We start from the raw sequence: 23,285 nt of genomic DNA, 5'->3' as shown, positions 1-23,285 counted from the left end.
AACTGTACGTTTGTTTTATTATGAAGAAATACATTATAGCTGCAAATAACGACGGATAAAGGGGGATTTGAAGCTTAATGCAGAAACCTGATAAGTACGAAATTATCAGCGAGCTCGCCAGACGCCGAGGTTTCTTTTGGCCTTCCTACGAGATTTACGGCGGCGTCAGCGGTTTCTATACATATGGACCCCTAGGCTCACTGCTTAAACAAAGAATAGAAGCAAAATTCAGAGATTTCTTCATCAAACCTCTTAACATCCTCGAAATGGAGTCTTCTATTGTAACGCCGGCAAAAGTGTTTGAAGCATCTGGCCATGTGAAAGCCTTTCAAGAGCCTATGGTAGAATGTCTGAAATGTAAGAAAAAGTTTCGAGCGGACCACCTACTTCAAGAACAAGCCAAAATGAGTGATACACAAACTGAAAAACTTAGCCTTCAGGAAATAGCCACAGAAATAAAGAAACACAACATAGAGTGCCCCGAATGTGGTAGCGAGTTAGGCAAGCCAAAATACTTCATGACCATGTTTACCACAACAATTGGGCCTTATTCAGACGCGGTTGGCTACGGTAGACCAGAAGCGGCACAGGGTATTTTCGTCGAGTTTAGACGCCTCTACGAAACTGCCAGAGAGAGATTTCCCCTAGGAGTTGCTCAAATTGGGCATGCTCTGAGAAATGAAATATCACCCAGACAAGGTCTCATCAGACAAAGGGAGTTCACTATCGCGGACATAGAATTCTTTTTTGATCCGAAAGATCCCAAATGTCCTCTGATGAAGGAGGTTGAGGAAGAAACTTTGTGCCTCATACCTGCAGAGCTGAGACAGAAAGATGCAAAAAAAGCAGTGGACGTGACGGTGAAAAAAGCACTGCAAAAAGGCTACATCAAAACAGAATGGCAAGCATACTTTATGGTCTTGGCTAAATACTTCCTAAATGTGCTTGGGGTTCCAGATGATAAGCAACGTTTCATTGAAAAATTGGAATGGGAAAGAGCGCATTATTCCGAGCAGGGCTATGACCAAGAAATCTACTTGGACCGCTGGGGCTGGACAGAAGTTTCAGGTCACAACTACCGCTCAGACTACGATTTGAAACAGCATATGGAACACAGTGGTGTGGACATGCAAGTTTTCAAAGAATACGACAAACCTAAAATGACGGAAAAAGTTGTTGTTGAACCGGTCTTGGCTGAGATTGGTCCAGCATTCAAAAAAGACGCCTCAAGAGTAATGGCTTTACTTCTAGAAGCCGATGTTGAAGAAGTCAAAAAATCTCTGCGAGAAAACGGGTACTACATGGCAAAGTCGTTTAAAATTTTACCTGAACATGTTAAGATTGTCTGTAAGGATATAGAAGAAACGGGAAGACGGTTTATCCCTCACGTCGTTGAGCCAAGTTTTGGAATAGACAGGATTGTGTATGTGGCTTTAGAATACGCCTACGGTAAACGAGAGGGTAGAACGCTTCTGAGGTTTCCAAGGGAACTGGCGCCTGTACAGGTTGGGTTGTATCCTTTAGTCACCAAAGACGGTTTGGCAGAAAAAGCAAAAAAGCTACACAAAATGTTGATGATTGAAGGTTTTATGGTGGAGTATGACGAAGCTGGCTCCATTGGAAGGCGCTATGCTCGAGCCGATGAAGCCGGCACACCCCTCTGCATCACGATTGACTATCAAACATTAAACGATGACACAGTAACCGTGCGAGACCGTGACTCATGGAAACAAGTCCGCACAAAAATGGAAAACCTGCCTAAAAGTTTACATGCCTACTTCAGCCACAAAAAAGATTTCAAAGACATTGGAAAAAGCATATAAAAACAGCGACAAGTTTCGTTAAATTTTTTAATGAATTCGCATATTCTATGATAGTGTCTACAGAGGCATTTCCGCGGTGAGAACTTGGTACTTCCGGTTGAAACAGAAGAGCGTGTAAAGCGAAGAGCACTTAGCGTTTGTCAAGACCATCTACGCAAGGTGCTGGAGATTGCACGTAAAGTTCCTCAAATGGTTGATTGCTTTGCCGCTGACGACAAAGACACTGCAAGACAAGTTTTCGTCGAGATAAAGAAAACGGAAGAAGAAGTAGATAAAGCCAGACGAATCGTTTCGCAGGAACTTGCACAGATAGGTGCTATACTCATAAATCGAGAAGACTTTCTACGCTTTACTAATTTAACTAGCGAAATCGCAGATTTCTGTGAAGGCTTAGCGTTTTGGCTGCTTTCTATTATGGAACGTGGATGGAAGGTGCCTGCGGACATTAAGAATGACCTCGTAAAACTTGCAGAAGCAACGTTGGATACCGTGATAAAGCTTAGAGAAACTGCTATAACACTTTCTTATGGATCTGAGAAGACTTTGGAGAAAGCCAGAGAGGTTGAAACAGCAGAACGAACAGTAGACGAGATATACAGAAAATTGGAAGTAAAAATAATAAATAGCAACCTAGAGATTCCAGTAATGTTGCTCTTAAAAGACATAACTCAACTTCTCGAAAACGCAGCCGACAAAGCTGAAGATGCCTCAGACGCAGCACGTATATTATCCTTTGCCATGTAACAAAGCTGAGATTACAATGAGTAAGCGTATTACAGTCGAATTTATTGAAAATTTTCTAGTCGTGTGGGACTCGGCACAGAGTTCAAAGCTATATAAAATGGGATATTACGGTAAGCCTTTAGGAATACCTAAGCCGAAAGTAGCCGAGTTCAACGTTCCTCTAGTTCTAGACCTTATGGAAGGACTATACCTTACTGAAAACAAAATTATAGATGTGCGGGAAGGCTCAAAAAATAGGAAGGTAGGGTTGGAGAAGCTTAAGCGAAGAGCCCGTAAGCTTTACGAGGAATTTGACTTAAAGTATGCGGTTTACCGCGACTTAAGAGATAACGGCTTCATCGTTACTCCAGGCATCAAGTACGGATGCGATTTTGCCGTTTACAAGCATGGACCGGGAATTGAACATGCGCCTTACATGGTGTCGGTGAAAAAAAGCGAAGAGGACGTGACGGCAACTGAAATTGTGAAAGTTGGAAGACTCGCCACAACGGTGCGAAAGAGATTCATCGTTGCAATACCTGACTTTGGGACAAAAGAGATTCAATACTTGATATTCAAGTGGTTCAAGGCTTAGGACTTGTCTTTCTGCGGTTCGAAAGTGGGCTAAGTTAAGAAGCGGTCTAAAGAAGGCTAGGAAACGCTTAAAAGACTCCAAACGATATTTTTCAGCAGCAAAGGAGATGATAAGCGAAAATGCCAACTCACGGATCACTTTCAAAAGCGGGTAAAGTACGTAGCCAAACGCCTAAAATGCAATCCACACCAAAGAAGAGCGCAATTCCTAGAAGACGGGCAAGACGAAACTATGAAAAGCGCATAATTCTACAGCGAAAAGCTGGCCAGAACTGGGGAAGAAGGCGTTACTAACAAACCTTTTAACACTGCAGCCTGATACATTCCGTTAATGCTTTACGCTGACTTGGTTCTTGTAAATGGTAATATAATTCCTATGAATCCTAAGCAGTTGAAAGCACAAGCAATAGCAATAAAGCATGGCAAATTTGAGGCAGTTGGTACTAACAAGCAAATTTTTTCATATGTAGGCAAAAGCACCAAAAAAATTGACCTTAAAGGCAAGACGGTTGTTCCCGGCTTTATTGACACCCATGTACACGGTGTATCGCTGGGGCGGGTAATGTCTCAAATCAACGTGCGCAACGCAGAATCGATAAAAGAAATTCAGCAAAAAGTCAAGCAAAAGGCAAAGGAAACCCCAAAAGGTGGGTGGATAATCGGCAGAGGGTGGGACCAAGACAAACTTGCAGAACGTCGATATCCTTCACGCTTCGACCTTGACAAAGCAGCACCTAATCATCCAGTTTTTTTACTACGAGTATGCGGACATCTTGGCGTGGCTAACTCAAAAGCTATTAAACTTGCTGGAGTCACAAGAAAGACCAAGCCTCCCAAGAGTGGACGTATAGACCGAGACCCGAAGACTGGCGAGTTGAATGGTATTCTACGAGAAAACGCTCTTAATTTCATTTATGAGATCTTGCCAAAATCCACTGAAGAAGGCCTTGCAGACAAATGTTTATTGGCTTGTCAAAGAATGGTTGGGGAAGGCATAACCACTGCTCATTGGATAATCAACTCAGCAAACGAGATGCGTGTGCTTCAAAAATTGAGCAATCGCAATATGCTGCCACTGCGTATCTACTTGTTAATACCTGTGGGGTATCTTGATAACCTTGCCGAGTTAGGTTTATCAACAGGATTTGGCAGTGACAAGATTAAGATTGGCAGTGTCAAAATATTGGCAGATGGCTCTCTGGGGGCAAGAACCGCAGCATTAAGACAACCTTATGAGGATGCGACGAAAACTGAAGGAATGCTGCTTTACTCGCAAAAACAACTAGAGAAATTCGTAGAAAAAGCGCACAAAGCAAATCTGCAGTTAGCCATCCACACAATAGGTGACAGAACAGTTGAAATAGTGTTGAAAATCTTTAAGAAAGTGCTTAGAAAGACACCGAAAGAGAATCATCGTCACCGATTGGAGCATGTTTCTGTTCTTAATCCAAAATTAATAAAGAAAATGAAAGAACTCAGCGTTATAGCATCTGTGCAACCTCATTTTGTAGTTTCTGACTTTTGGATAACAGATCGCTTAGGGGAAACCAGAGCTAGATGGACTTATGCGTTCAAAAGTCTCCTAAAAGAAGGTGTAATTACAATGGGAGGTTCTGACGCTCCAGTAGAACCTGTAAGCCCAATTTTAGGAATTTATGCTGCAGTTGCAAGAAAAAAGTTTCCACAAGAACGATTAACTGTCGACGAAGCTTTATGTCTATATACTATTAATGCTGCCTATGGCTCCTTCGAAGAAGACGTTAAGGGGGCCATAGAGAAAGGCAAACTTGCCGACTTGGTGGTACTTTCAGAGGATCCTCACAAGATTACACCTGAACAAATTAGAAATGTAAAGGTGGAGATGACAATCGTCAGTGGCAACATCGTGTACACCAGAAAGCAGTAACTCGGTAGCTACATCTTTATTTTAAAGGACAACCGCATAATCAGATGAGATTATCATGAATAGAGCAGCTTGCCGAGAGATCATCGAATCCTTGATGCAGATTCCTCAACCCACAAAAGACGACGTTAACATAATCAAAGTGAAAATTGCAGGCAAGCAAGGCTTGGCTTGTGTTATTCCTAACTCGGAACTAATACAATGTCTAAACCCACATGAAAAGCGAAGACTTCTGCCTGTGCTGAGAAGGAAAGCCACCCGCACCATCTCCGGCGTGACGATAATCGCTGTGATGACGAAACCATGGCCCTGTCCTCACGATGCTCCATGCGCCTATTGTCCAGGAGGGCCTTCTCAAGGAGTTCCGCAAAGCTATACGGGTCATGAGCCAGCCGCTATGAGAGGAATACAAAACCAATATGACCCATACATGCAAGTCAGGAGTCGCATGATACAGCTAGAAGCGATTGGTCATGTGGTTGACAAGGTGGAGCTGATAGTTATGGGAGGCACGTTTCCAAGCACGCCTACAAACTATCAGGAAGGGTTCGTTAATGGATGCTTAGATGCGCTGATAGAAACTGAAACGCGGAGTCTTGAGGAGGCTAAAAAACTTGCAGAGACTAGCAGGATTCGTAATGTGGGCATCACCGTTGAAACTAGGCCTGATTGGGCTAAGAGAAAGCAAGTTGACCACATGCTTTCCATGGGCGTTACTCGTGTAGAGCTTGGAGTTCAGAACATTTATGACGACATCTATCGCCTCGTTAAACGAGGTCACACGGTCAAAGATGTAATTGAAGCAACACGCACGCTAAAAGACTCGGGATTAAAAGTGCTCTATCATCTTATGCCAGGTTTGCCCGGGTCCAGTTTTGAAAGGGATTTAGAAGGATTTGAAACGGTTTTTACCAACGCGGATTTCAAGCCCGACATGATTAAGATTTATCCATGTCTTGTTTTGAAAGGCACTAAGGCTTATGAGTGGTGGAAGAACGACGAATACACCCCATACTCTACGGAAGAAGCAGTTCAGCTCATAGCTAAGATGAAGAAGTTTGTGCCTCGCTGGGTTCGTATTATGCGGATCCAGCGGGATATTCCAGCTTATTTGGTGGAAGCGGGAGTTAAAAAGAGCAATCTCAGACAGCTTGTTTTAGAAAAGCTAGAGCAAGAGGGATTGCGGTGTCGTTGCATAAGGTGTCGTGAGGTTGGGCATCGGTGGCTTAAAGACAAAGTTGAACCCGATCCAGAAAACATCCAAATCTTCTCGATGAGAGAGAAAGCTTCAGGGGGAGTTGACCTGTTCATTTCTGCCGAAGACCCTGGTAATGACGTTCTAGTGGGATATCTACGATTACGTATACCTTCAGAAGATGCCCATCGCCCGGAAATAGTGGCAGAGCAATCTTCGATTGTGCGTGAACTCCATGTATATGGCTCTCTTGTTCCAGTTGGGAAGCACATAGCTAAAGCGTGGCAACATAAAGGCTATGGAGCTATTCTGCTATCCGAGGCGGAAAAACTTTCAGAGGAAGAGTATGATAAACAAAAAGTTGTAGTTATAAGCGCTTTAGGAACAAAGAGATACTATATGCGTTTCGGCTACAAATACGACGGTCCCTACATGTCTAAAATATTGGAGAAGTAGGAAAGTTGAGCGAAAAATTTCCAGGTTATAAAGGCAAAGCGCTGAAAATGTTGAAAGAAGTTAGAGCTGAGATTGGAGACCTTATTCGTGTTTTGAAGGATGAAGAAATATTCGAAGGCGTACTTATTCCACGGTCAGAATTTGGTGACGATAAACACATAGTAGTCAAGCTGAAAAACGGCTACAACATTGGAATCCTAGTAACTCGAGAAACAAAGATCGAAAAAATCGGAGCGGGAGCAAAACCTACTTTTTCAAGCCCACCTTCACCTAAACAGAAACCAGGCTTACCCATAGTAGCCATTCTCAGCACGGGAGGCACAATCGCAAGCAGAGTGGACTATAGAACAGGTGGAGTAAGACCCGCACTCACCGCAAACGACCTATACACTGTTGTCCCAGAACTTTCCGACATAGCCACAATAAACGCAGAGATTCTTTTCAGTATATTCAGCGAAAACATCAACTCAAAACATTGGTCACAAACCGCAAAACACGTTGCCAACCACATTGAAAACGGTGCTGCCGGGGTCGTTGTGGCACACGGAACTGACACCATGGGTTATACCGCAGCCGCGCTGAGCTTTGCGTTACGAGACTTACCCGTGCCTGTGGTTCTAGTAGGTTCTCAGCGCTCCGCAGACAGGCCAAGCTCTGACGCTGCAACAAACCTAATTGGAGCTGTAAAAGCTGCAGCAGACGCACCTTTTGCGGAAGTTGTTGTTGCTATGCACGAAACGGTTTCTGACAAGTCAATTGTTTTTCACCGCGGGACTAAGGTGAGAAAATGCCACACCAGCCGCCGCGATGCTTTCAAGTCAATAAACACATTGCCGATAGCTAGGTTTGAAAGTGGCAAAATCAGAATGTTAACGAAAAGTTATCATGAACGGAATTCTAAACAAAAGTTGACTTTGAAGTCGGTGTTCGAAGAAAAAGTTGCCCTCATAAAATTCTATCCTAGTATAGACGCAAGTGTTGTCAAGTGGCATGTTGACAAAGGCTTCAAGGGTATCGTTTTGGAAGGAACTGGTTTGGGGCACGTAGGTAACTATTGCTTCTCTGCAATAAAAAAGGCGATCGCAGAAAATATAATCGTCGGCATGACCTCTCAATGCGTCTGGGGACGGGTAAACATGAACGTCTACGACACAGGAAGAGATCTTTTAAGAATTGGTGTAATCCCCCTCGACGACATGTTGCCTGAAACAGCGCTTGTAAAAATAATGTGGGTGCTGGGACAAACACAGGATGTTAAAGAAGCAAAGAAACTCCTTACAGAAAACGTCGCTAATGAATTTTCCAGCCGAACAATGCTTGAAGAAGGTGAAAAATGTGACGACTATTGATTACAAGAAGGTAGGCTTGAAAGTAGGCTTGGAAATACACCAACAGTTAAACTCCAAAAAGAAACTTTTTTGCAGCTGCAAAACTGAGCTTTTCAAAGAAGAACCTGAAATCACTTTTCTGCGAAGACTGCGTCCAACACAAAGCGAGCTCGGCCAAATCGACCCAGCTGCTTTTTTCGAGTTTCAGAAAGGTGTTAGAATTCTATATGAGGCTAACAAGGACACGACATGCCTTGTGGAGATGGATGAAGAACCACCTCACGACTTGAATCGTGAAGCTCTAGAAACAGCACTCATCATTTCACTTATGCTGAAGGCGAAGCCTATTGATGAAATTCATATCATGCGGAAAACCGTCATAGACGGCTCAAACACCACTGGTTTCCAGCGGACCTGTGTAGTAGCCTTTAACGGTAAGGTTGAAACCAAGAAGACTATTCCAATTCAGCACGTGGGCCTTGAAGAAGATGCAGCTCGAAAGATGGGCGAAGATAATAATATCCTTCGATATCGCATTGACCGTCTTTGCATTCCTCTTGTCGAGGTTGCAACCGCTCCGGTTATTTATACGCCTCAAGAAGCGGAAGAGGTTGCGCTGGCTATTGGACGGATTCTGCGGGCATCGGGGAGGGTGAAAAGGGGCTTGGGCACTATACGCCAAGACCTGAACATTTCTATTCGCGACGGTGCCCTTGTGGAGGTTAAAGGAGTGCAGGAGCTTGAGCTTGTTTCTTTGGTTGTTGAGAACGAGGTTCAGCGGCAGCTTAATCTTCTAAAAATAAGAGATGAATTGGCGAAGCGTGGAGTTGGAGAAGAAGACATCAAGGACGAGTTTGTAGATGTAACATATGTTTTCGCGACCACTAAATGCAAAGTCATTTGTGTTGCTGCAGAGAGAAACAAGAGAGTTCTAGCTGTTAAATTGCCAAAATTTGAAGGCCTCTTGAAGAAAGAATTGATACCCGGCGTTAGGTTAGGAACAGAGATGGCATATAGGGCTCGTTTTTGGGGGCGCGTAGGCGGCATCTTCCACACAGACGAGTTGCCTGCTTATGGAATCACGGCAGAAGAACTTGACAAGTTAAAACGCGTCATGAATGTAAAGTCAGGCGATGCTGTAGTTTTTGTTGCGGATTTTTTAGAAAACGCGTCTGATGCTTTGAGGGCAGTAAACGAGCGGGCAAAGGAAACCTTGAAGGAAGTACCGCAGGAAACCCGTGCTGCAAAACCAGATGGATCAACTCGCTATATGCGACCTAGGCCTGGCGCCGCTCGCATGTACCCAGAAACCGATGTACCCCCCATCCAAATAGCCAAAAGTTACATAGTTCGATTATTCTCTCATCTTCCGAAATTACCTAAAGCATATAGAATCGAGCTGAAGGAAATTCTAAAATTAAGTGACAAACTAATTGATCAATTAGAGAGATCAAGGAAACAGAGACTTTTTGACACGATTGTGAAAACCACAAACGCTTCACCTAAATTAGTTGCTGTTGTTTTGACTGAGACATTGAAAGCTTTGAAGCGTGACGGTGTGGAAGTTGGGAATGTGTCTGACGAGCAACTTATCGAGTTGTTTTATCTAATGGGTTTAGGCGAAGTTGCAAAGGAAGCTACTTCAGATATAATTGTTTGGCTGTCGGAGCATGAAGGGGCAAAGGTTGTTGAGGCTGTTGACGCTCTAGGTTTGGATATACTTTCGCAGAGTGAACTTGAAAGAATTGTTGATAGCCTAATTGAGGAGAATCGGGGTCTTTTAGTAGAGCGTGGAGAGAAAGCTTTTGGGTTACTCATGGGTTTGGTGATGAAAAGGGTGCGGGGCAGAGTCAAAGGTGGACTTGTTAGCGAGATTGTGAAGAAAAGGCTCAAAGATTTCCCAGAATAATTTTCGCAGTGTGTGTTACTCTAGATTAGGCTCTTTGCTATGAGCTTCAAAATGGCGGTTAATAGACCCCAAAATATGAGTAGCTCATGGAAAACGTGTTTGCTGCACACTCACTAGTTATTGGCTGAGATTTTATTGTGATGTGTGCATTTATGGTTACAAGCAGCAAAATCGGCTTATTTTTTCATAGGCTTCTTCAGAATTAGTAATGTTTGCCACAAGCTTTTCAAGAGGGCACTTGTCGGTTTTTTTCACGTTAAGAATTGTTGGAACGAGGTTTTCAAATTCGTGACGGATATTATATGTTTTTAAAATTTCTAGACCGCCTTTACTCAGTGTAACTGTAAAAGCTGCTGCGACATCTGAATAAGCGCAGAGTAGTGCTGCGGCTTTGCCGATAATTTTGTCTGCAACTGAGGCACCTAAGAGATTGCCATCCAATTCCTTTATCGCCTCTAAAAAACCGTGGAGTCCATCTGTTTTCGTCTCGAAGATTGGTCTGAAGTTTTTCACAAATACCAAGTTTAGATTTTTGTCTTTTAGCCTTTGCTTAGCGATTTCCAAGTCGTCCATAATAACCGTTTAAGGAGAAGCAGACTATTTTCTTAAATGTTTTCTAGGTTATGACGAAGAGTTCGGTTTCGGGTACAGTAGCAACTTTCCAAGCTAGCTCGCGAACCTTTTCGTCTGGCAATGTTTCTTGCAAAAGCTGAGATTTTAGCTTTTCAAACGTTGACTGATTCAAAGCGACAACTATTTTTCGTCCATTGTCCTTTCTTGTGAACTTTGCTTGAATTTTCTCTGAGTCTTTTAGGGTGAGTTTTCGATTGCCAATAGTACAGCTTGTTGTGATTTGAAGACCGTCTATAATGCATGAAAAAGGAACGCGAAGCGGTAATGACGCTGCAATTGTTAGCGATTTATTTTTTATTATTTCCAACTGGTTTAGTCCGGTTAGTCCCATTTTAACGCCGATAGCCAGAAATGGCCCTAGATGCCCATGAAACTCTGCAGCCCTCTCCAAAATAGATGTGAACTCCAAGGATATATTGCGCTCAAGAGTCACCCTGACCCTTCCTTCAAGCCTTCGGTGCCTTTCAATATTTCAACTTTTGCAGTTATGCCTCTAGCAATTAGAGCATTCATTAAGGTTACGCCTATTGCGCCGCCTATAACACCGCCTACAGCGTGTAACCCTGCCCACCCTAATACTCCTCCCCATTTTGTTATGGCTGTTGGCGTCATGAATAATGACCCTATGATTAAGCCTGCCACAGCTGCCGAGAAAACAGAGATTGCAAATAGGCTGATTGAACCTAAGAGTCTCTTTTCAAATAATCGTTTGTATCCAATGAAGAATGCGAGAACGTCAAATACAATAGCGGCGGCAAAGAAGCCGAAGAAGTGGAGAGCTGTTGGTCTGACAGTCATGTTGATTATCAGTGCGATTAAGCCTACAAATGTGGCTGTTCCGACTTTTCTTGTCCACCATATCGCCAGTATCAAGGTCGAAAAACCTATTAGGTCGCAACAGAAGGGCAAGTGAAATACTTGGAAGAAGGCGGGCGATACAGTTACGTTTAGGACCCCCCATAATGCTGCAAACATTGCTATCCCTGCTAACTCGCGGGTTCCGAAGTAAGCCATGAAATCACTCTCAAGTAATACTTTTTCAAAGAAACGTAACACTCTTATTTAAACTTTCACAGTTCTGATACATCTCTTCTTCATTAACCAGATTTTGTGGCCTAGCCAATCATAAATAGAAAATTGTCTGTAGCCAAAAATGCTGAAAATGGACACTGCAGCATTATTTAGCCCATATGTTTCAAGTTATTTAGTTAATGCAAACATTTTCTCCAAAGCTCTTTTTGCTCTCTCTGCAATGCTACTTGAAACAGTAATGAGGTTCTGTTCCTCTTTGAGCGAGCGATAAAGCCTTTCTAAGGTGGTGAGTTTCATAGCGTTGCATGTGGCATCTTCATAGGCGGGAACGAATTGTTTATGCGGGTTTTCCTTTCTCAGTTTGTGAAGAATCCCAACTTCGGTGCCGATGATAAACTTCTTTGCAGTTGAAGTTTTTGCGTATCTGCAGATTTGTGAGGTGCTTCCGATGAAGTCTGCAATTCCTCTGACCTCCTCAGAGCATTCTGGATGCACTGCCACAACAGCGTCTGAGTGGGTTTGCTTTTGCGCCATGATGTCTTCTTTCATGAACAGTATGTGTGTAGGGCAGAAGCCTTGAGGAGGAATGGGAATGACTTTTTTTCCGGTTTTCTCTTGGACATATTCTGCTAGGTTATAGTCAGGACCGAAAAGCACGGTCTCTGCATCAAGAGCTTCAACAATTTTCACTGCGTTTGCAGAGGTGCAGCAGATGTCGCATTCTGCTTTGGCTTCCGCTAAGGTATTGACGTAAAGCACGACCGGCGTATCTGGATATTTTTGTTTCCATGCTTGCACCTGTTCGGCCGGAAGCATGTAAGCCATGGGGCATCTTGAACCAGTGCATGGTAATAGCACTTTTTTTTCTGGGTTGAGAATGGCAGCTGATTCAGCCATAAAATTCACGGCAGCGAACACTATTATTTTTGCATCTTGTTCTTCTTTTGCCCGGCGACTAAGCTCTATGCTATCGCCTACATAGTCTGCAATGTCTTGGATTTCTGGGCGTTGATAATTGTGAGCTAGAATTATTGCTTCCTTTTCGCGTTTGATTTTAAGAATGTCATCGATGAGTGTCATGCTTTTCCTTCCAAAGAGGATGGTAGTAAGCGTATTGGATAATATATCTTTAGCGTACTTAAGGCTGGATCGACGAGTAGGCAGCTAATAGATGTAAGAGGTCAAGTTTTCGGTATAGAAAAACTTGGGGTATTGATTAGGATTGGAGGTAGTGTTACTTTGATTTCTGTTCAACTTTTTGTCTCAGTTTGAGAGCTTCTTCAGTATATATCTCGAGTTGGCGTTGTTGAATTTTCTTTTCAGGCAAAGTTTCTCGTACATATAATAAGGGTATTACTGCTATGAAGAGAAAGAACGCTGCCAAAGAGAACGCGCTGGTTTCAGGAATCAACGCAACATAAGGGGCAAACAGCAGAGAAGCTATCATAGTTAAAAAGAATGGAGCCTCTCCAACAGCATAATATTTTTCAGTATTAAACCTTGACAGTTCTCCCCAGATTACTATCGTAAACATCATCCACAATAATCCAATTGCAATACCATCTATAGCAAAATACAAAAACCATGAGATCCATAGCTGTGAAGCTATTCCTAGGATCGCATAGGCAATACCCAATGATACAAAACCAAAGACTATTACTCTTTTTCGTCCCATACGATCAGCTACTACTCCTCCAATTAGCGCCGAAAATCCTGCAAAGATAGGCTCGACAACATTCATAGCAAAACCAAGTCCCTCTTTGTGCAGGAATGTGATACGAGCCTCAAAGCCGTCTACCATAGAGAACATAAGCCACGCCAGAAAATACAAGACAAAGGCCTTATTATTAAATATGCTACGAAAAGATGTTTTCCTTTCATAATGAAGCTGGGATTTACTTTTTTTTGGGAATGCGAGTAGTATGGGTATGCTCCAACTCCTCCAAATTGCGAAGAACATCGCGCTTTGTACTAGATCCAACATCGACATAGTTACTATAACAAAAGGCGCGCTAGCTGTAACCATAAAAAACGTGATTCCACCAATCGTTCCTCGGTTTTCAATAGGTACAGATTCTGTAAAAGAACGTAAGAGTGAGGGCATGCCAAATCCCAATGAGATGCCCAATACAACAATGACGATAATTGCGCCGGCAAATGAGTTGCCAATTGGAACTGCTGGAAATAGCGAGGCAATGGTTCCAAAAAACAACCAAATGTAAAAGAAACTGGTTTTTCGAGCTCTTAACCAAAAAATTGACCCGATCAAAGCGGACACAATTATGGAAAGAGGAAAAGCTGACCTCAAGTAAAGATTTGTAAGGCTGTTCTCAGCGACAACGCTAGCGAGTTTGTCGACCATTAATAATCCTAGAAAATACCAAGAAAATGAGTTAAACAAAAGAAGCAGAGCTATGATATGATGTCTTGTGAAACTGTGGTTTTTTCCAAATTGGAAGGGCATCACTTGCACTACGTAAGTAATTTACGAGTCTATCTTGAACTCATCGCTTAAATTAAAGTTAAGAACTGGAAATACACATCAAGGATTCAGATTCTAATAGTGTTCATGTGTAGAACAAAAGGCTTAAATAAACAGTTCTACACAAATACAGTTTGGGATTAAAATGGCGAGAGAGAAGAAGGCTCCAAAGGTTCCAGCAAGGCCCATATCAGACTGGGGTAGATACTTCTAGTTTGAAAGTAGTGGTCTCCACTCTTTCGAGCTTATAAGGGACGATGTCCCAATTATTTTTAGCTCTTTACTTCTAAAGGATTTAGCATAAGCGCATGATTCTTGAGCCATTCTATCAATAAGGTTTGCTATGTATTCAATTCCACCGGAACGATCTGAGAGCTTTGAAATGTTTCGCAAGTCTCTTTTAGTCAATTTTGACTTTGTGATAAGTGAGATAAGTTGGGGTCTTATTCGTTGGTCTTGCAATGCATAGATTATGGGTAATGGCAAAGATTCTCTTCGTATACGATGCCTTAGCATGTTAAACTCTAACATATCTATCAACTCATTTCTTAGAATGCTCATCATGCCAACGAGTCTTCCATAGGCACCCAAATCTTCTATTTGTTTTCTTGATCCATCACCGAGAATCCCACCTATGCGCGTGCACGCTTCCATCTCCGACGCTCTCATTCGAATTTTTTCGAGACATGCTTTGGACGTTACATCTGTTGATCCCCTAGATTGAATTTCAAGCGTTTCTCCTGCACTTTGCTCAAACCATATTTTCTCTATTGTTTCCAAAATTTCTACAAGTCTTCCAACAGATATTTCAGAGTCCAATGTTTTTCTTAACAGTGTGAAACCTTTAAAAAAGAGAACATCACTTAAAATCAAAGCAAGATCTTTGCCGAATTTTCCCAGAACAGTAGGATGTTTATTCTTCATTCTTGATCGATCAATTATGTCGTCATGTATGCCAATAGCCCATGCGAACAATGTCAAGGCTGCCCCAGTGGGAATCGTAGTCTTCGGATTTCCTCCCACGGCTTTGCAACAGAAAGAAAGGAGTGCTGGTCTGAAGTAGTCAGGCTTGTACTTGAGCATCATGTATTCAATGATTTCTTGAAGTTTTGGACTGTCTGCTTTTTCCTTCAGCATTGTCTTCTGTGCTAGCTTCCACCCCTCCAGCCCTTCATTTTCACATAGCCTTCTGACTTTTTCAAGAAGTTTTTCTCCTGTTTCCTCAGTTACGCTTTTTTTTTCTTTCATAGCAAACCCCTGGACTTCAACAACAGTCTATCTGATGTACTTTTCTTAAAAACCAATATGTTACTTAATTTGCTGTTCTACTGTCTTGTTTTTGTATTTGTTCCTTCAAGAACTCGTTGTATGCTTCCACTAGCTGTATGCCCTTCGACGTTATTTCATAAACTTTCCTTACACGTCCTCCTTTAGCCTCTTTTCTGCTTCTTAAAAATCCCTTCTTTTCCAAGTTATTAAGTAAAGGATACAGTGCACCATGGCGCAGTGTTATTTCATGTTGTTCTTCCACACATTTAATAATCTTGTAGCCCCACATCGACTCGATCTGCACCAGTCTTAAAACCATCACGTCAAGAAAGCTTCTGAATATGCGTCGAACAATTCCCTTCTTGAAGCTCTCAGACATAGGTGTCATGTTTCAGACATCTCATATTTCAGCGTTTTAATGTGTTTCCCTTATAGGGATCATTCAGTTTTTAGAATAAGTATACTGGGTTAATATGCTCTTTTATGACTTGTAGTCACATTAACCCTTATATTGCTGTTTAATGTATAATAAGTCTTGAGATATGTCTCTTGAGAGACATATTGTATATGCGATGAACAGCCTAACTGTTCAACGCGTCTACAAGAGGTAAAAAAAAATGGGACAACAAAAAAGAGAAGTTCAGAACAAACTGATGAAGGGGCTTCTAGACCTCGTCATACTTCAATTCCTAAACGCAAAACCGATGCACGGATACCAAATAATCTCAAGTATACGCAAAAACTTCGGAGTCTACTTTGGTCCCAGCACAATATACCCTCTCCTAAGCAGCCTAGAAAAGAAAGGCTACATCAAAAGTCAATGGGACCTCAGCAACGAAAGACCAAGGAAAGTTTACAATCTTACAAATGAAGGAATAAACCTTCTAAGTTTCACTGAAAACTCGCTGAATCATATCTGCCGCAAAATCAGCAATATAGGCCTGAGCAAAGATTTAGTCAATGGCATTCTGCAAAAACCAATATGCTCAACAATGAAGAACCCTGCTGCTAAAGGGTAATTTTCCTTCTCTCAAATCTTTCACCCTGCTATACGAGTCCCCTTTTCACTATTTACCTTCATGGTTAACAGAGCAAATAATCTTTTAACACTCCATTGATTGTATTTTGATCAGCTAAAACTGTTATTAAGGTTGGAGATAGGTGAGATCTGAGGAAGTCGACCTAATCATAAAGAATTGTGCAATGCATGCATGACGCTTTTTCGAGGCTTAGCTGAAGACGCAACGTTGAAGACATGGCCTAGTGAAATCATTTGGCCTTTGAAGGCAAAACTCAGATCTCAAGATGTTTATGATTGTTCTCTTCTGGGCCTGTTTCGAACCTAAAGTTGGCTCAGAGTGTGGCGAAGGTTGAGGAGTTGATGGATGCGGGCGTGACTGTTGGTCTTGGCACTGATGGGGCTGCAAGCAATAACAGTTTTGGCATGTTTGAAAGCATGAAAGTTGCCGCGTTACTTCAAAAGGCGATATCTGGAGATCCTTCTGCTCTATCTAGTAGGGAAGTTTTGGAGATGGCGACCATCCGAGGAGCTGAAGCTTTGGGGCTGGAGGAGAAAGTTGGTTCACTTGAGGTTGGGAAGCGGGCAGATATTATTTTGATTGATTTTAAGAAACCAAATTTAGTGCCATTACATGATTTGTGTGCTGGTCTTGTTTATTCTGCTCATGGATGCGATGTTGACGGTGTGATCGTAGATGGTGAAGTAGTGATGGAAAATCGTGAAGTGAAGACGCTTGATGAAGAAGCGGTTATAGAAGGGGCGCAAGATGCTGCGTTTAGTTTGTTAGAACGCTAATTAATTGCAGGGTTTAACTCTACGATATGCTTATCAGTTGAGGGCTTCATTATTTCTGGTTCCAATAAAATCTGTAAATCAACGAAGGTGTATCCATGCCTATTATTCACACAATTGATTTGACAAAGCGTTTCGAAGACTTGGTTGCAGTGGACCATCTGAACTTGAGCATCGAGGATGGAGAAATTTTTGGATTGCTAGGTCCTAATGGCGCTGGGAAAACAACTACTGTTCTCATGCTTACAACAGTGATTAAGCCAACCGCAGGCACGGCTATTGTCGGCGAATATGACGTTAGGAAGCGACCTGATGATGTGCGGAAGCTTATTGGGATTTGTTTTCAAGAGCCTAAGCTTCTCTGGGTTAGTACGCCATGGGATGTTTTGAATTGGCACGCAAAAATTTGTGGTCTTTCAACGCAAGAACGGAAGAGAAGAGTCAGGCAGGTATTGGAAGACGTAAATATCTGGGATTACAGAAAGAAGAAAGTTCATGGTCTTTCTGGCGGAATGAGAAAGCGCGTTGAGATTGCTAAGATTCTAATTCAAAGACCCAAAATAGCCTTCATTGACGAACCTACCGCCCAAATAGATGTTGTTGGCAAACACAAGATTTGGGCTATGATTCGAGAACTTCGAGACGAAGGCTCCACGATAATTTTGGCTACTAACGAGCTTTATGAGGCAGACATGCTTTCTGATCGCGTTGGTATTATGCATAAAGGTAAGTTGCTAGTTTGTGACACGCCTAAAACGTTGAAAGACAGCATTCCTGGAGGCGATGTAGTTGAGATTCGGCTTGAAAAAGAAGTACCGCAAAATGCTTTGGAAGAGCTGAAAAGTTTTCAAGAAGTTGTAGACGTAGTATTACTAAAGCCTAACGACTTGAGAGTACATTTGAATAAAGTGGAAGAAGTTGTTCCTCAAATTATGAAGCTATTTATGAAAAACGACTTACCAATTCTATCAATAAATATGAGCGAACCATCACTTGATGACGTGTTTGTGCATTACACAGGGTTGACCATTGAAGCAGCAGAGCAAAAGGGCCCTCCGGGGTGAAAATAAACGAAGAAATTGTTATTCGTTGTTGAAAGAGATCTACGGATGTTCTTGCAGTACAAGTTCCTTATAATCCTGCGAGCCATATGGTTTGCAACTCAAATCGCTTTCTTCGGCTTAATTGCCTCTCGCATGGTTGTGCCTGAGTTAGCAGATATTTATTTTGAGTATTATGTTGCAGGCGTCGTAATAATGATGTTGTATTCAGCTTCTGTGTTTATTGGGTATGACATCTTTGAAGAGGCTGAACACGGAGTTTTCGAGTATCTGCTTAGTCTTCCAGTTTCCCGAAAAGAACTTGTGTTGGGAAGATCCGTTGGTGGTGAAATACGTAGCTTCATTTTTGTGGGCCCGCTCATGGCGATAGCATTATTTGTGATTGGGCTGGCAAATCCGCTTAGCTTTCTAATTGCTCTTTCAGCCCTTTTCTTGTTCGCTTTTGGCGTTTCTGGGATGAGCATTACGATTGCGGTTGCATTGAAATCTGGTGACCGCTTTGACATTCTCATGGGAGTTATAAATGCCTTCATAATTCGTCTTAGCACAGCTATGTACCCTCAAGTTTTCGTTCAAGACGCAAGTCAAGTATATGCATCTCTGACAAATTTCAATCCAGTTACTTTTGCTTCTGATCTGTTTCGTTGGGGTGTAGGTATTGAAGGTATTGAAGAATACTTAACTTTGAATCCGATGCCGTTAGCAGCGATAATTGGCTTGGTCATATTCTTTTTCACATTCGTGTTTATCAGCGTAACAGTCTATGAGAGACGCCTTGAGGGCGGAGGTTGGCAATAGGTGAAAGCGATTCTACATGTAATTGAACATGATTTCAGAAACTTCTTTCGTTACAAATGGTGGTTAGCCGCTCTCATAAGTATGAATCTTGCCGATCTATTTGTTATGGCCGTAGTGTACAATCAGATGGTGAGCCAAGAGATAATGAAGGAAATCACGAGTTATTTCAACTTTTTTGCCCCAGGCGTCACCATAGTGGGTTTATTTGCTTCAGCCTTCATGATTGGTCGGGAAATAAATATGGAGGTTCGTCGCCAAATTCACCATTACCTGCTCAGCCTTCCCATTACACGTTTGGAACTCGCCATTGGCAGGTTGCTTGCAGGTGGATTGAGGGGAATGGTGTACATGTCGCCGCTGCTCTTGACAACTTTTCTTTTTCTTGGCTTTCCATCATTGTTGCAGCTACTTGTAATTTTGTTCGCCCTTTTCATGTTGGCAACTGGAATTTCAGGTTTGAGCATAGCCACGGCAGTTTCCACAACGAGCTTTGAGAAATTCGTTACTGCAAGAGGCTTAGTTTACTATGTACTGTTTTTCTGTAGCAGCATCTTTTATCCGTTGTCGCTTATCCAAACGCTTGGAGCGGAAGGTGTGATGCCTCAGCCTATAGTGATGTTGGCTGAACTTAACCCTCTAACCAGTGGCGCAGACCTTATCAGATCGTTTCTTCTAGGGACCCCGCCTTTCACGTTTGACATGATAAGAAATCTAGTGGTTTTCTCAATGGTTTTTGCTACGGCTGGCACGTTTGCCTACATGAAGATAATTGAACGAAAGTGACTCATTTGTACAAGTGTGCTGAGCTGAATTACTTTCTTACATGAGCAAAGAACGAAATCACTAGATAAATCGGTAGAAGAAAAATGTGCAAAGCGATAGAGATGATGATTAGAGGGCTCAACAACCAGTAGAAAAGATAATTGGCAGATCCGACGATTGAGTTGATAAAAAAGAATAGAGTAACAGCGATTAGCAAACCAAGTCCTAGAGCTTTACCACCAAGCCAAGAGTCTTTATCATCAAACCTAACGCTCTCAGGAAGGAAATTCCGCAGAATAGGAAGTTTTCTGCTCATTGGAATCTGTGATAGTGAATATACCAGCAACGGAGCCAGAGCCAATCCAAACAGTAGTCCGGTTATTAGCCTAAGCTCGTTTGTGCTTGTTCTCAAGCCAACCCATTGAGTTATAACATCAATTGTAATTGGCGCAAGCATGAGAAGTGTGACCCAGAGGTTGGGGGGACCACATGCTTCTTCTCTACGCATAGGCAGCAGAAGATAGCCTAAGTAGAAACCAAGGTATGCACCCGTACATCTGGCGCATACAGGAAGATAGTAGTTGCCGATAATGAGCGTTCGGTTTGGTATCTGATGACATACTAGGTGGCCAACAGAATTGAAAATATCGACAAAAACATCTTCGATGGGTGGCATAGTGACACAAATAGTTGTTGATATTATACTCTAATTTAAAACAATCGTAGCTCTACCTATGAGAACGTTAACCCTTAACCGTTACTGGGACAAACTCTAGTCATATTTCTAAGCAGGGGGGCTAGGAGGCACTGAAGAGCTAGGACTCTTGTCTTTTCTCACGATTAGGTATATGATTAACCCGAAGATGCCAGTGATTAGAACAATGATAAGCCAAAGCGTGCCATTCATTCCTCGTGATTCAGCGTCCCTATATACCCAAACGCATAGTAGGATTGCTATGAGAAAGAAGACGACCGGTATAATGCAAAAGAGCCCAGCTAACCCAGCGACTTCCCATTCTGCTTGTAATATCGTTATCAAATTCAGATGCTTTCACCTTAGCTATCCTTTTCTTTTGACCTTCCTTATAAGATTTATATATGTGCCATTATTGGAGAAATGTAGCTCACTTGTTATATTTGGAAACCCACTATGCGTGTTGCAGATATCTCCGTCATTACTTCGACCTTTTTTCTGTTTCTATGATCTCATCTTTTGTAGATAGGTATAGAGTTCTTTGGCGTAGTTTGAGAGGTTGTCAAGGCGTTTGGTGAGTTCCTCAACTTTAACTTCAAGTCGCACAACTCTTTCAAGAAGATTTGAAGCATCTTTTCCAGTTTCACCTTCTTTGGCCACACAATCACCTCTTTGATGTTGTTAAGGAAATGGCATATTTATACTTTGAAGATAGCTTTTAAGCACGATAAAATCTTATAGTCTATGCGGCAGCAATGACCCGACTTGTCAGCAACGAGGCAGTTGAAAAAGAACAAATTCTAAAACTGTGCAAAGAGATTGTAAGCTCTAAAGATATTTTTGCTGCTTGCTTTTATGGTCCGAGAGTATACGGATGCGCCGATAAAAAAAAGGGCATAAACGCCTTAATAATAATACCCAACTACTCTCCCAAGATACGCAATTTGACCAAACAAGTAAACAATGTCAATCTCTCTATTCTAGCAATCGACCGAAAAGCGTTCGAAAGCGACATAGAACATGGAAAACTCGGCGAATTCACTGCAGAAATAATCACTGTACCTTACAAACCATGGAAAAACCCCACCTATTTGAAAGAAATGGAGGTGAAAATGAAAAAACGGTTTGCGTTGGAGCTCCTAAAAAGCATAATCCTGCAATACCCCGAATTATCCGTGGAGCTTCTCATTAAACCAGAGTACTTCATGTATGAAGTTATACGAAGAAGGGCGAGACTTTTCCCACCTTTAAGGTACAGCGTCTTAAACATGTTCAAGAGAAAGACGAGAAAACAAAATGTCAATTTTATTATGAATGGCTACCTAAAAGCTCTAAGGGAATTAGAAACAGAAAACTACATAGCGTTTTCTAATGGCTACATAAGAGTTGACAAAGATTTTATAGAAGCAACAAAACGCAAGAGAACAAAAATTTCCAACATCTCCATGTCCATCCAAAAAGCTCTATTGCCCTATATTCAAAGCATCTCCTTAAAAATAACAACGGCTTTCCTACAAGACCAAAGCTTCTTTGCAAGAAGTTCTCATCAAAGAACAGGAAAAAAATTACTTCGAGAACTAGAAGAAACAGAAAAATATCTATTAATGCCCACACCTCTCGGTCCAGTTCCTTTTTCCGACAAAACAAACATCCAAGACTTCGTACGAAAGACTGTGCCTGGCGGAGAAGCGTTAAAAATGACAATTGAAAAAATAGGCGGCGTTCTAAATAGTGTCTTCTTACTTTGCCTTCAAAAAAATCATGAAACACAGAAGATCGTAGTAAAAAAGTTCGACGATTGGCTGGGTTTAAAATGGTTTCCCTTAGCCCTTTGGACTCTAGGTACTCAATCATTTGCTATGCTTGGAAAAACGCGGCTCGAAAGAGAATACTCCATCAACCAGTTTCTTAGCAAACACGGCGTCGCTGTTCCCCACATTCTTTACGTCAGCCTTAAAGAGCGTTTGATTTTCGAAGAGTATATCGAAGGAGAAAAACTAGGTGAAATAATCAAACAAATAATTACCTCATCAACAAAAGAAGGCAGAATAAAGAACAGTGAAATTATTAAAGCAGTTGGAAACGAAATCGCAGAGATACATTCGTTGGGTGTAGCTCTCGGAGACTGCAAGCCTGAAAACATACTTGTTACAGGTGACGGCGAAATATGCTTTTTGGACCTTGAACAAGCAACAAGAAACGGAAACCAACCTTGGGACATTGCAGAGTTCCTTTACTACTCAGGCCATTACATTCTTCCAATTCACTCTGGCGAACCCGCTAGAATAATTGCTTCTTCTTTTGTAGAAGGCTATCTAGAGGCAGGAGGAAGAAGAGAAAATATAAAGAAGGCTGCTTCCGCAAAATACACAAAAATCTTCAGCGTATTCACCTTACCTCACATTATTCTAGTAATAGCAAACATCTGCAAAAAAATGGGAAAAAAGAGAAACAATGAATAAGATAAACCTAACTTTTTTCGGTGGAATCAACGAGATAGGCGGCAACAATTCTTCTCCAAGACAGAGACACTAAAGTCTTTTTAGACTTCGGCTTATCGTTCTCCAAACAAGCGAAATACTTTGCAGGGTACCTCTATCCGCGAAAGGTGAACGGAGCATCCAACTCTGTTCAAGAAACTATTCAGCAAATATTCCGTAAAGCTTACAGAAGAAGGAAAAAGATTTCTCTTTAGAGAATGAGCCGTAGCTATTCAAAATCTAAAGAAGGAATTATTATGTTACATTTTATGTTTGGTTTCGTAAACCTTAAGATAAGCGATTTGCTATTGTATTCTTGATAGACTTGTT

24 protein-coding genes are annotated in these 23,285 nt (G+C 41.9%); 14 read left to right on the top strand and 10 right to left on the bottom strand.

The window, feature by feature from the left end; translation table 11 throughout:
• Positions 1 to 77 precede the first annotated feature (77 nt).
• The 8 genes from glyS (at position 78) to gatE (ending at position 9,931) form a co-directional block, all read left to right on the top strand.
• Complete coding sequence (gene glyS / locus KAU88_05910) at positions 78 to 1,823, top strand: glycine--tRNA ligase (protein ID MCK4478044.1); 1,746 nt, start codon at positions 78 to 80, stop codon at positions 1,821 to 1,823.
• Between the two features lie 84 nt (positions 1,824 to 1,907).
• Positions 1,908 to 2,567, top strand: a complete 660-nt coding sequence (locus KAU88_05905; protein ID MCK4478043.1) for a DUF47 family protein — start codon at positions 1,908 to 1,910, stop codon at positions 2,565 to 2,567.
• A 28-nt stretch (positions 2,568 to 2,595) separates the two neighbouring features.
• The gene (gene endA, locus KAU88_05900) at positions 2,596 to 3,141 is read left to right on the top strand and encodes a tRNA-intron lyase (GenBank protein MCK4478042.1); all 546 of its coding nucleotides are present in this window, start codon (positions 2,596 to 2,598) and stop codon (positions 3,139 to 3,141) included.
• Positions 3,142 to 3,260: 119 nt separating this feature from the next.
• A complete protein-coding gene (locus tag KAU88_05895) occupies positions 3,261 to 3,434 on the top strand; it encodes a 30S ribosomal protein S30e (protein MCK4478041.1) in 174 nt (57 codons plus the stop codon).
• Positions 3,435 to 3,516: 82 nt separating this feature from the next.
• Positions 3,517 to 5,046: an amidohydrolase gene (locus tag KAU88_05890; protein MCK4478040.1), complete on the top strand. Its 1,530-nt coding sequence runs from the start codon at positions 3,517 to 3,519 to the stop codon at positions 5,044 to 5,046.
• Between the two features lie 55 nt (positions 5,047 to 5,101).
• Positions 5,102 to 6,694, top strand: a complete 1,593-nt coding sequence (locus KAU88_05885) for a tRNA uridine(34) 5-carboxymethylaminomethyl modification radical SAM/GNAT enzyme Elp3 (GenBank protein ID MCK4478039.1) — start codon at positions 5,102 to 5,104, stop codon at positions 6,692 to 6,694.
• Positions 6,695 to 6,741: 47 nt separating this feature from the next.
• Entirely contained in the window at positions 6,742 to 8,043 is a 1,302-nt protein-coding gene (gatD, locus tag KAU88_05880; GenBank protein ID MCK4478038.1) for a Glu-tRNA(Gln) amidotransferase subunit GatD, read from the top strand.
• A complete protein-coding gene (gene gatE / locus KAU88_05875; protein MCK4478037.1) occupies positions 7,988 to 9,931 on the top strand; it encodes a Glu-tRNA(Gln) amidotransferase subunit GatE in 1,944 nt (647 codons plus the stop codon). Before gatD ends, gatE begins: the two co-directional genes overlap by 56 nt.
• Before the next feature lie 156 nt (positions 9,932 to 10,087).
• Here gatE and KAU88_05870 read toward each other — a convergent pair whose 3' ends face one another.
• The 7 genes from KAU88_05870 to KAU88_05840 form a co-directional block, all read right to left on the bottom strand.
• Positions 10,088 to 10,504 (bottom strand): DUF1893 domain-containing protein, encoded by a 417-nt coding sequence (locus tag KAU88_05870; GenBank protein ID MCK4478036.1) that lies wholly within the window; start codon positions 10,502 to 10,504, stop codon positions 10,088 to 10,090.
• 43 nt (positions 10,505 to 10,547) lie between these two features.
• Complete coding sequence (locus tag KAU88_05865) at positions 10,548 to 10,973, bottom strand: formylmethanofuran dehydrogenase subunit E family protein (protein ID MCK4478035.1); 426 nt, start codon at positions 10,971 to 10,973, stop codon at positions 10,548 to 10,550.
• A gap of 20 nt (positions 10,974 to 10,993) precedes the next feature.
• Positions 10,994 to 11,578, bottom strand: a complete 585-nt coding sequence (locus KAU88_05860; GenBank protein MCK4478034.1) for a hypothetical protein — start codon at positions 11,576 to 11,578, stop codon at positions 10,994 to 10,996.
• Positions 11,579 to 11,764: 186 nt separating this feature from the next.
• The gene (gene nadA, locus KAU88_05855) at positions 11,765 to 12,676 is read right to left on the bottom strand and encodes a quinolinate synthase NadA (GenBank protein ID MCK4478033.1); all 912 of its coding nucleotides are present in this window, start codon (positions 12,674 to 12,676) and stop codon (positions 11,765 to 11,767) included.
• Positions 12,677 to 12,830: 154 nt separating this feature from the next.
• Entirely contained in the window at positions 12,831 to 13,958 is a 1,128-nt protein-coding gene (locus tag KAU88_05850) for an MFS transporter (GenBank protein ID MCK4478032.1), read from the bottom strand.
• A 330-nt stretch (positions 13,959 to 14,288) separates the two neighbouring features.
• Positions 14,289 to 15,326 (bottom strand): polyprenyl synthetase family protein, encoded by a 1,038-nt coding sequence (locus KAU88_05845; GenBank protein MCK4478031.1) that lies wholly within the window; start codon positions 15,324 to 15,326, stop codon positions 14,289 to 14,291.
• A 64-nt stretch (positions 15,327 to 15,390) separates the two neighbouring features.
• Positions 15,391 to 15,735 carry a PadR family transcriptional regulator gene (locus KAU88_05840; GenBank protein ID MCK4478030.1) on the bottom strand — a complete coding sequence of 115 codons (345 nt, stop codon included), beginning with the start codon at positions 15,733 to 15,735 and terminating at the stop codon, positions 15,391 to 15,393.
• Positions 15,736 to 15,964: 229 nt separating this feature from the next.
• On the opposite strand from KAU88_05840, the gene KAU88_05835 reads away from it, so the two are divergent.
• From KAU88_05835 to KAU88_05815, 5 genes are all read left to right on the top strand, one after another.
• Positions 15,965 to 16,366, top strand: coding sequence for a PadR family transcriptional regulator (locus KAU88_05835; GenBank protein MCK4478029.1), 402 nt, complete (start codon positions 15,965 to 15,967; stop codon positions 16,364 to 16,366).
• 341 nt (positions 16,367 to 16,707) lie between these two features.
• On the top strand, positions 16,708 to 17,163 hold the full coding sequence (locus KAU88_05830) for an amidohydrolase family protein (protein ID MCK4478028.1): 456 nt from the start codon (positions 16,708 to 16,710) through the stop codon (positions 17,161 to 17,163).
• Between the two features lie 95 nt (positions 17,164 to 17,258).
• The gene (locus KAU88_05825) at positions 17,259 to 18,224 is read left to right on the top strand and encodes an ATP-binding cassette domain-containing protein (GenBank protein MCK4478027.1); all 966 of its coding nucleotides are present in this window, start codon (positions 17,259 to 17,261) and stop codon (positions 18,222 to 18,224) included.
• 45 nt (positions 18,225 to 18,269) lie between these two features.
• Positions 18,270 to 19,019, top strand: coding sequence for an ABC transporter permease (locus KAU88_05820; GenBank protein ID MCK4478026.1), 750 nt, complete (start codon positions 18,270 to 18,272; stop codon positions 19,017 to 19,019).
• Entirely contained in the window at positions 19,020 to 19,802 is a 783-nt protein-coding gene (locus tag KAU88_05815; GenBank protein MCK4478025.1) for an ABC transporter permease, read from the top strand.
• A 28-nt stretch (positions 19,803 to 19,830) separates the two neighbouring features.
• On the opposite strand, the gene KAU88_05810 is transcribed toward KAU88_05815, so the two are convergent.
• The 3 genes from KAU88_05810 to KAU88_05800 form a co-directional block, all read right to left on the bottom strand.
• The gene (locus KAU88_05810; protein MCK4478024.1) at positions 19,831 to 20,457 is read right to left on the bottom strand and encodes a DUF2085 domain-containing protein; all 627 of its coding nucleotides are present in this window, start codon (positions 20,455 to 20,457) and stop codon (positions 19,831 to 19,833) included.
• Between the two features lie 108 nt (positions 20,458 to 20,565).
• Positions 20,566 to 20,763, bottom strand: a complete 198-nt coding sequence (locus KAU88_05805) for a PLDc N-terminal domain-containing protein (protein MCK4478023.1) — start codon at positions 20,761 to 20,763, stop codon at positions 20,566 to 20,568.
• Positions 20,764 to 20,979: 216 nt separating this feature from the next.
• Positions 20,980 to 21,135, bottom strand: a complete 156-nt coding sequence (locus KAU88_05800; protein ID MCK4478022.1) for a hypothetical protein — start codon at positions 21,133 to 21,135, stop codon at positions 20,980 to 20,982.
• A gap of 95 nt (positions 21,136 to 21,230) precedes the next feature.
• On the opposite strand from KAU88_05800, the gene KAU88_05795 reads away from it, so the two are divergent.
• Complete coding sequence (locus KAU88_05795) at positions 21,231 to 22,937, top strand: hypothetical protein (GenBank protein ID MCK4478021.1); 1,707 nt, start codon at positions 21,231 to 21,233, stop codon at positions 22,935 to 22,937.
• Positions 22,938 to 23,285 lie beyond the last annotated feature (348 nt).

Source organism: Candidatus Bathyarchaeota archaeon (assembly GCA_023131225.1).
Taxonomy (GTDB): domain Archaea; phylum Thermoproteota; class Bathyarchaeia; order Bathyarchaeales; family SOJC01; genus JAGLZW01.
The sequence above is the reverse complement of the archived record's forward strand: the minus strand, read 5'-3'. Positions and strand labels throughout refer to the sequence as shown.

Excerpts from the sequence above, each read along its gene's own strand:
- KAU88_05825 (MCK4478027.1), top strand. The coding sequence starts at position 17,259 with ATGCCTATTATTCACACAATTGATTTGACAAAGCGTTTCGAAGACTTG.
- KAU88_05840 (MCK4478030.1), bottom strand. The coding sequence starts at position 15,735 with ATGACACCTATGTCTGAGAGCTTCAAGAAGGGAATTGTTCGACGCATA.
- KAU88_05810 (MCK4478024.1), bottom strand. The coding sequence starts at position 20,457 with ATGCCACCCATCGAAGATGTTTTTGTCGATATTTTCAATTCTGTTGGC.
- KAU88_05795 (MCK4478021.1), top strand. The coding sequence starts at position 21,231 with ATGACCCGACTTGTCAGCAACGAGGCAGTTGAAAAAGAACAAATTCTA.
- KAU88_05820 (MCK4478026.1), top strand. The coding sequence starts at position 18,270 with ATGTTCTTGCAGTACAAGTTCCTTATAATCCTGCGAGCCATATGGTTT.
- KAU88_05890 (MCK4478040.1), top strand. The coding sequence starts at position 3,517 with ATGAATCCTAAGCAGTTGAAAGCACAAGCAATAGCAATAAAGCATGGC.
- gatE (MCK4478037.1), top strand. The coding sequence starts at position 7,988 with ATGAATTTTCCAGCCGAACAATGCTTGAAGAAGGTGAAAAATGTGACG.
- nadA (MCK4478033.1), bottom strand. The coding sequence starts at position 12,676 with ATGACACTCATCGATGACATTCTTAAAATCAAACGCGAAAAGGAAGCA.
- KAU88_05835 (MCK4478029.1), top strand. The coding sequence starts at position 15,965 with ATGGGACAACAAAAAAGAGAAGTTCAGAACAAACTGATGAAGGGGCTT.
- KAU88_05845 (MCK4478031.1), bottom strand. The coding sequence starts at position 15,326 with ATGAAAGAAAAAAAAAGCGTAACTGAGGAAACAGGAGAAAAACTTCTT.
- KAU88_05850 (MCK4478032.1), bottom strand. The coding sequence starts at position 13,958 with ATGGTCGACAAACTCGCTAGCGTTGTCGCTGAGAACAGCCTTACAAAT.
- glyS (MCK4478044.1), top strand. The coding sequence starts at position 78 with ATGCAGAAACCTGATAAGTACGAAATTATCAGCGAGCTCGCCAGACGC.
- KAU88_05860 (MCK4478034.1), bottom strand. The coding sequence starts at position 11,578 with ATGGCTTACTTCGGAACCCGCGAGTTAGCAGGGATAGCAATGTTTGCA.
- gatD (MCK4478038.1), top strand. The coding sequence starts at position 6,742 with ATGTTGAAAGAAGTTAGAGCTGAGATTGGAGACCTTATTCGTGTTTTG.
- KAU88_05895 (MCK4478041.1), top strand. The coding sequence starts at position 3,261 with ATGCCAACTCACGGATCACTTTCAAAAGCGGGTAAAGTACGTAGCCAA.
- KAU88_05870 (MCK4478036.1), bottom strand. The coding sequence starts at position 10,504 with ATGGACGACTTGGAAATCGCTAAGCAAAGGCTAAAAGACAAAAATCTA.
- KAU88_05885 (MCK4478039.1), top strand. The coding sequence starts at position 5,102 with ATGAATAGAGCAGCTTGCCGAGAGATCATCGAATCCTTGATGCAGATT.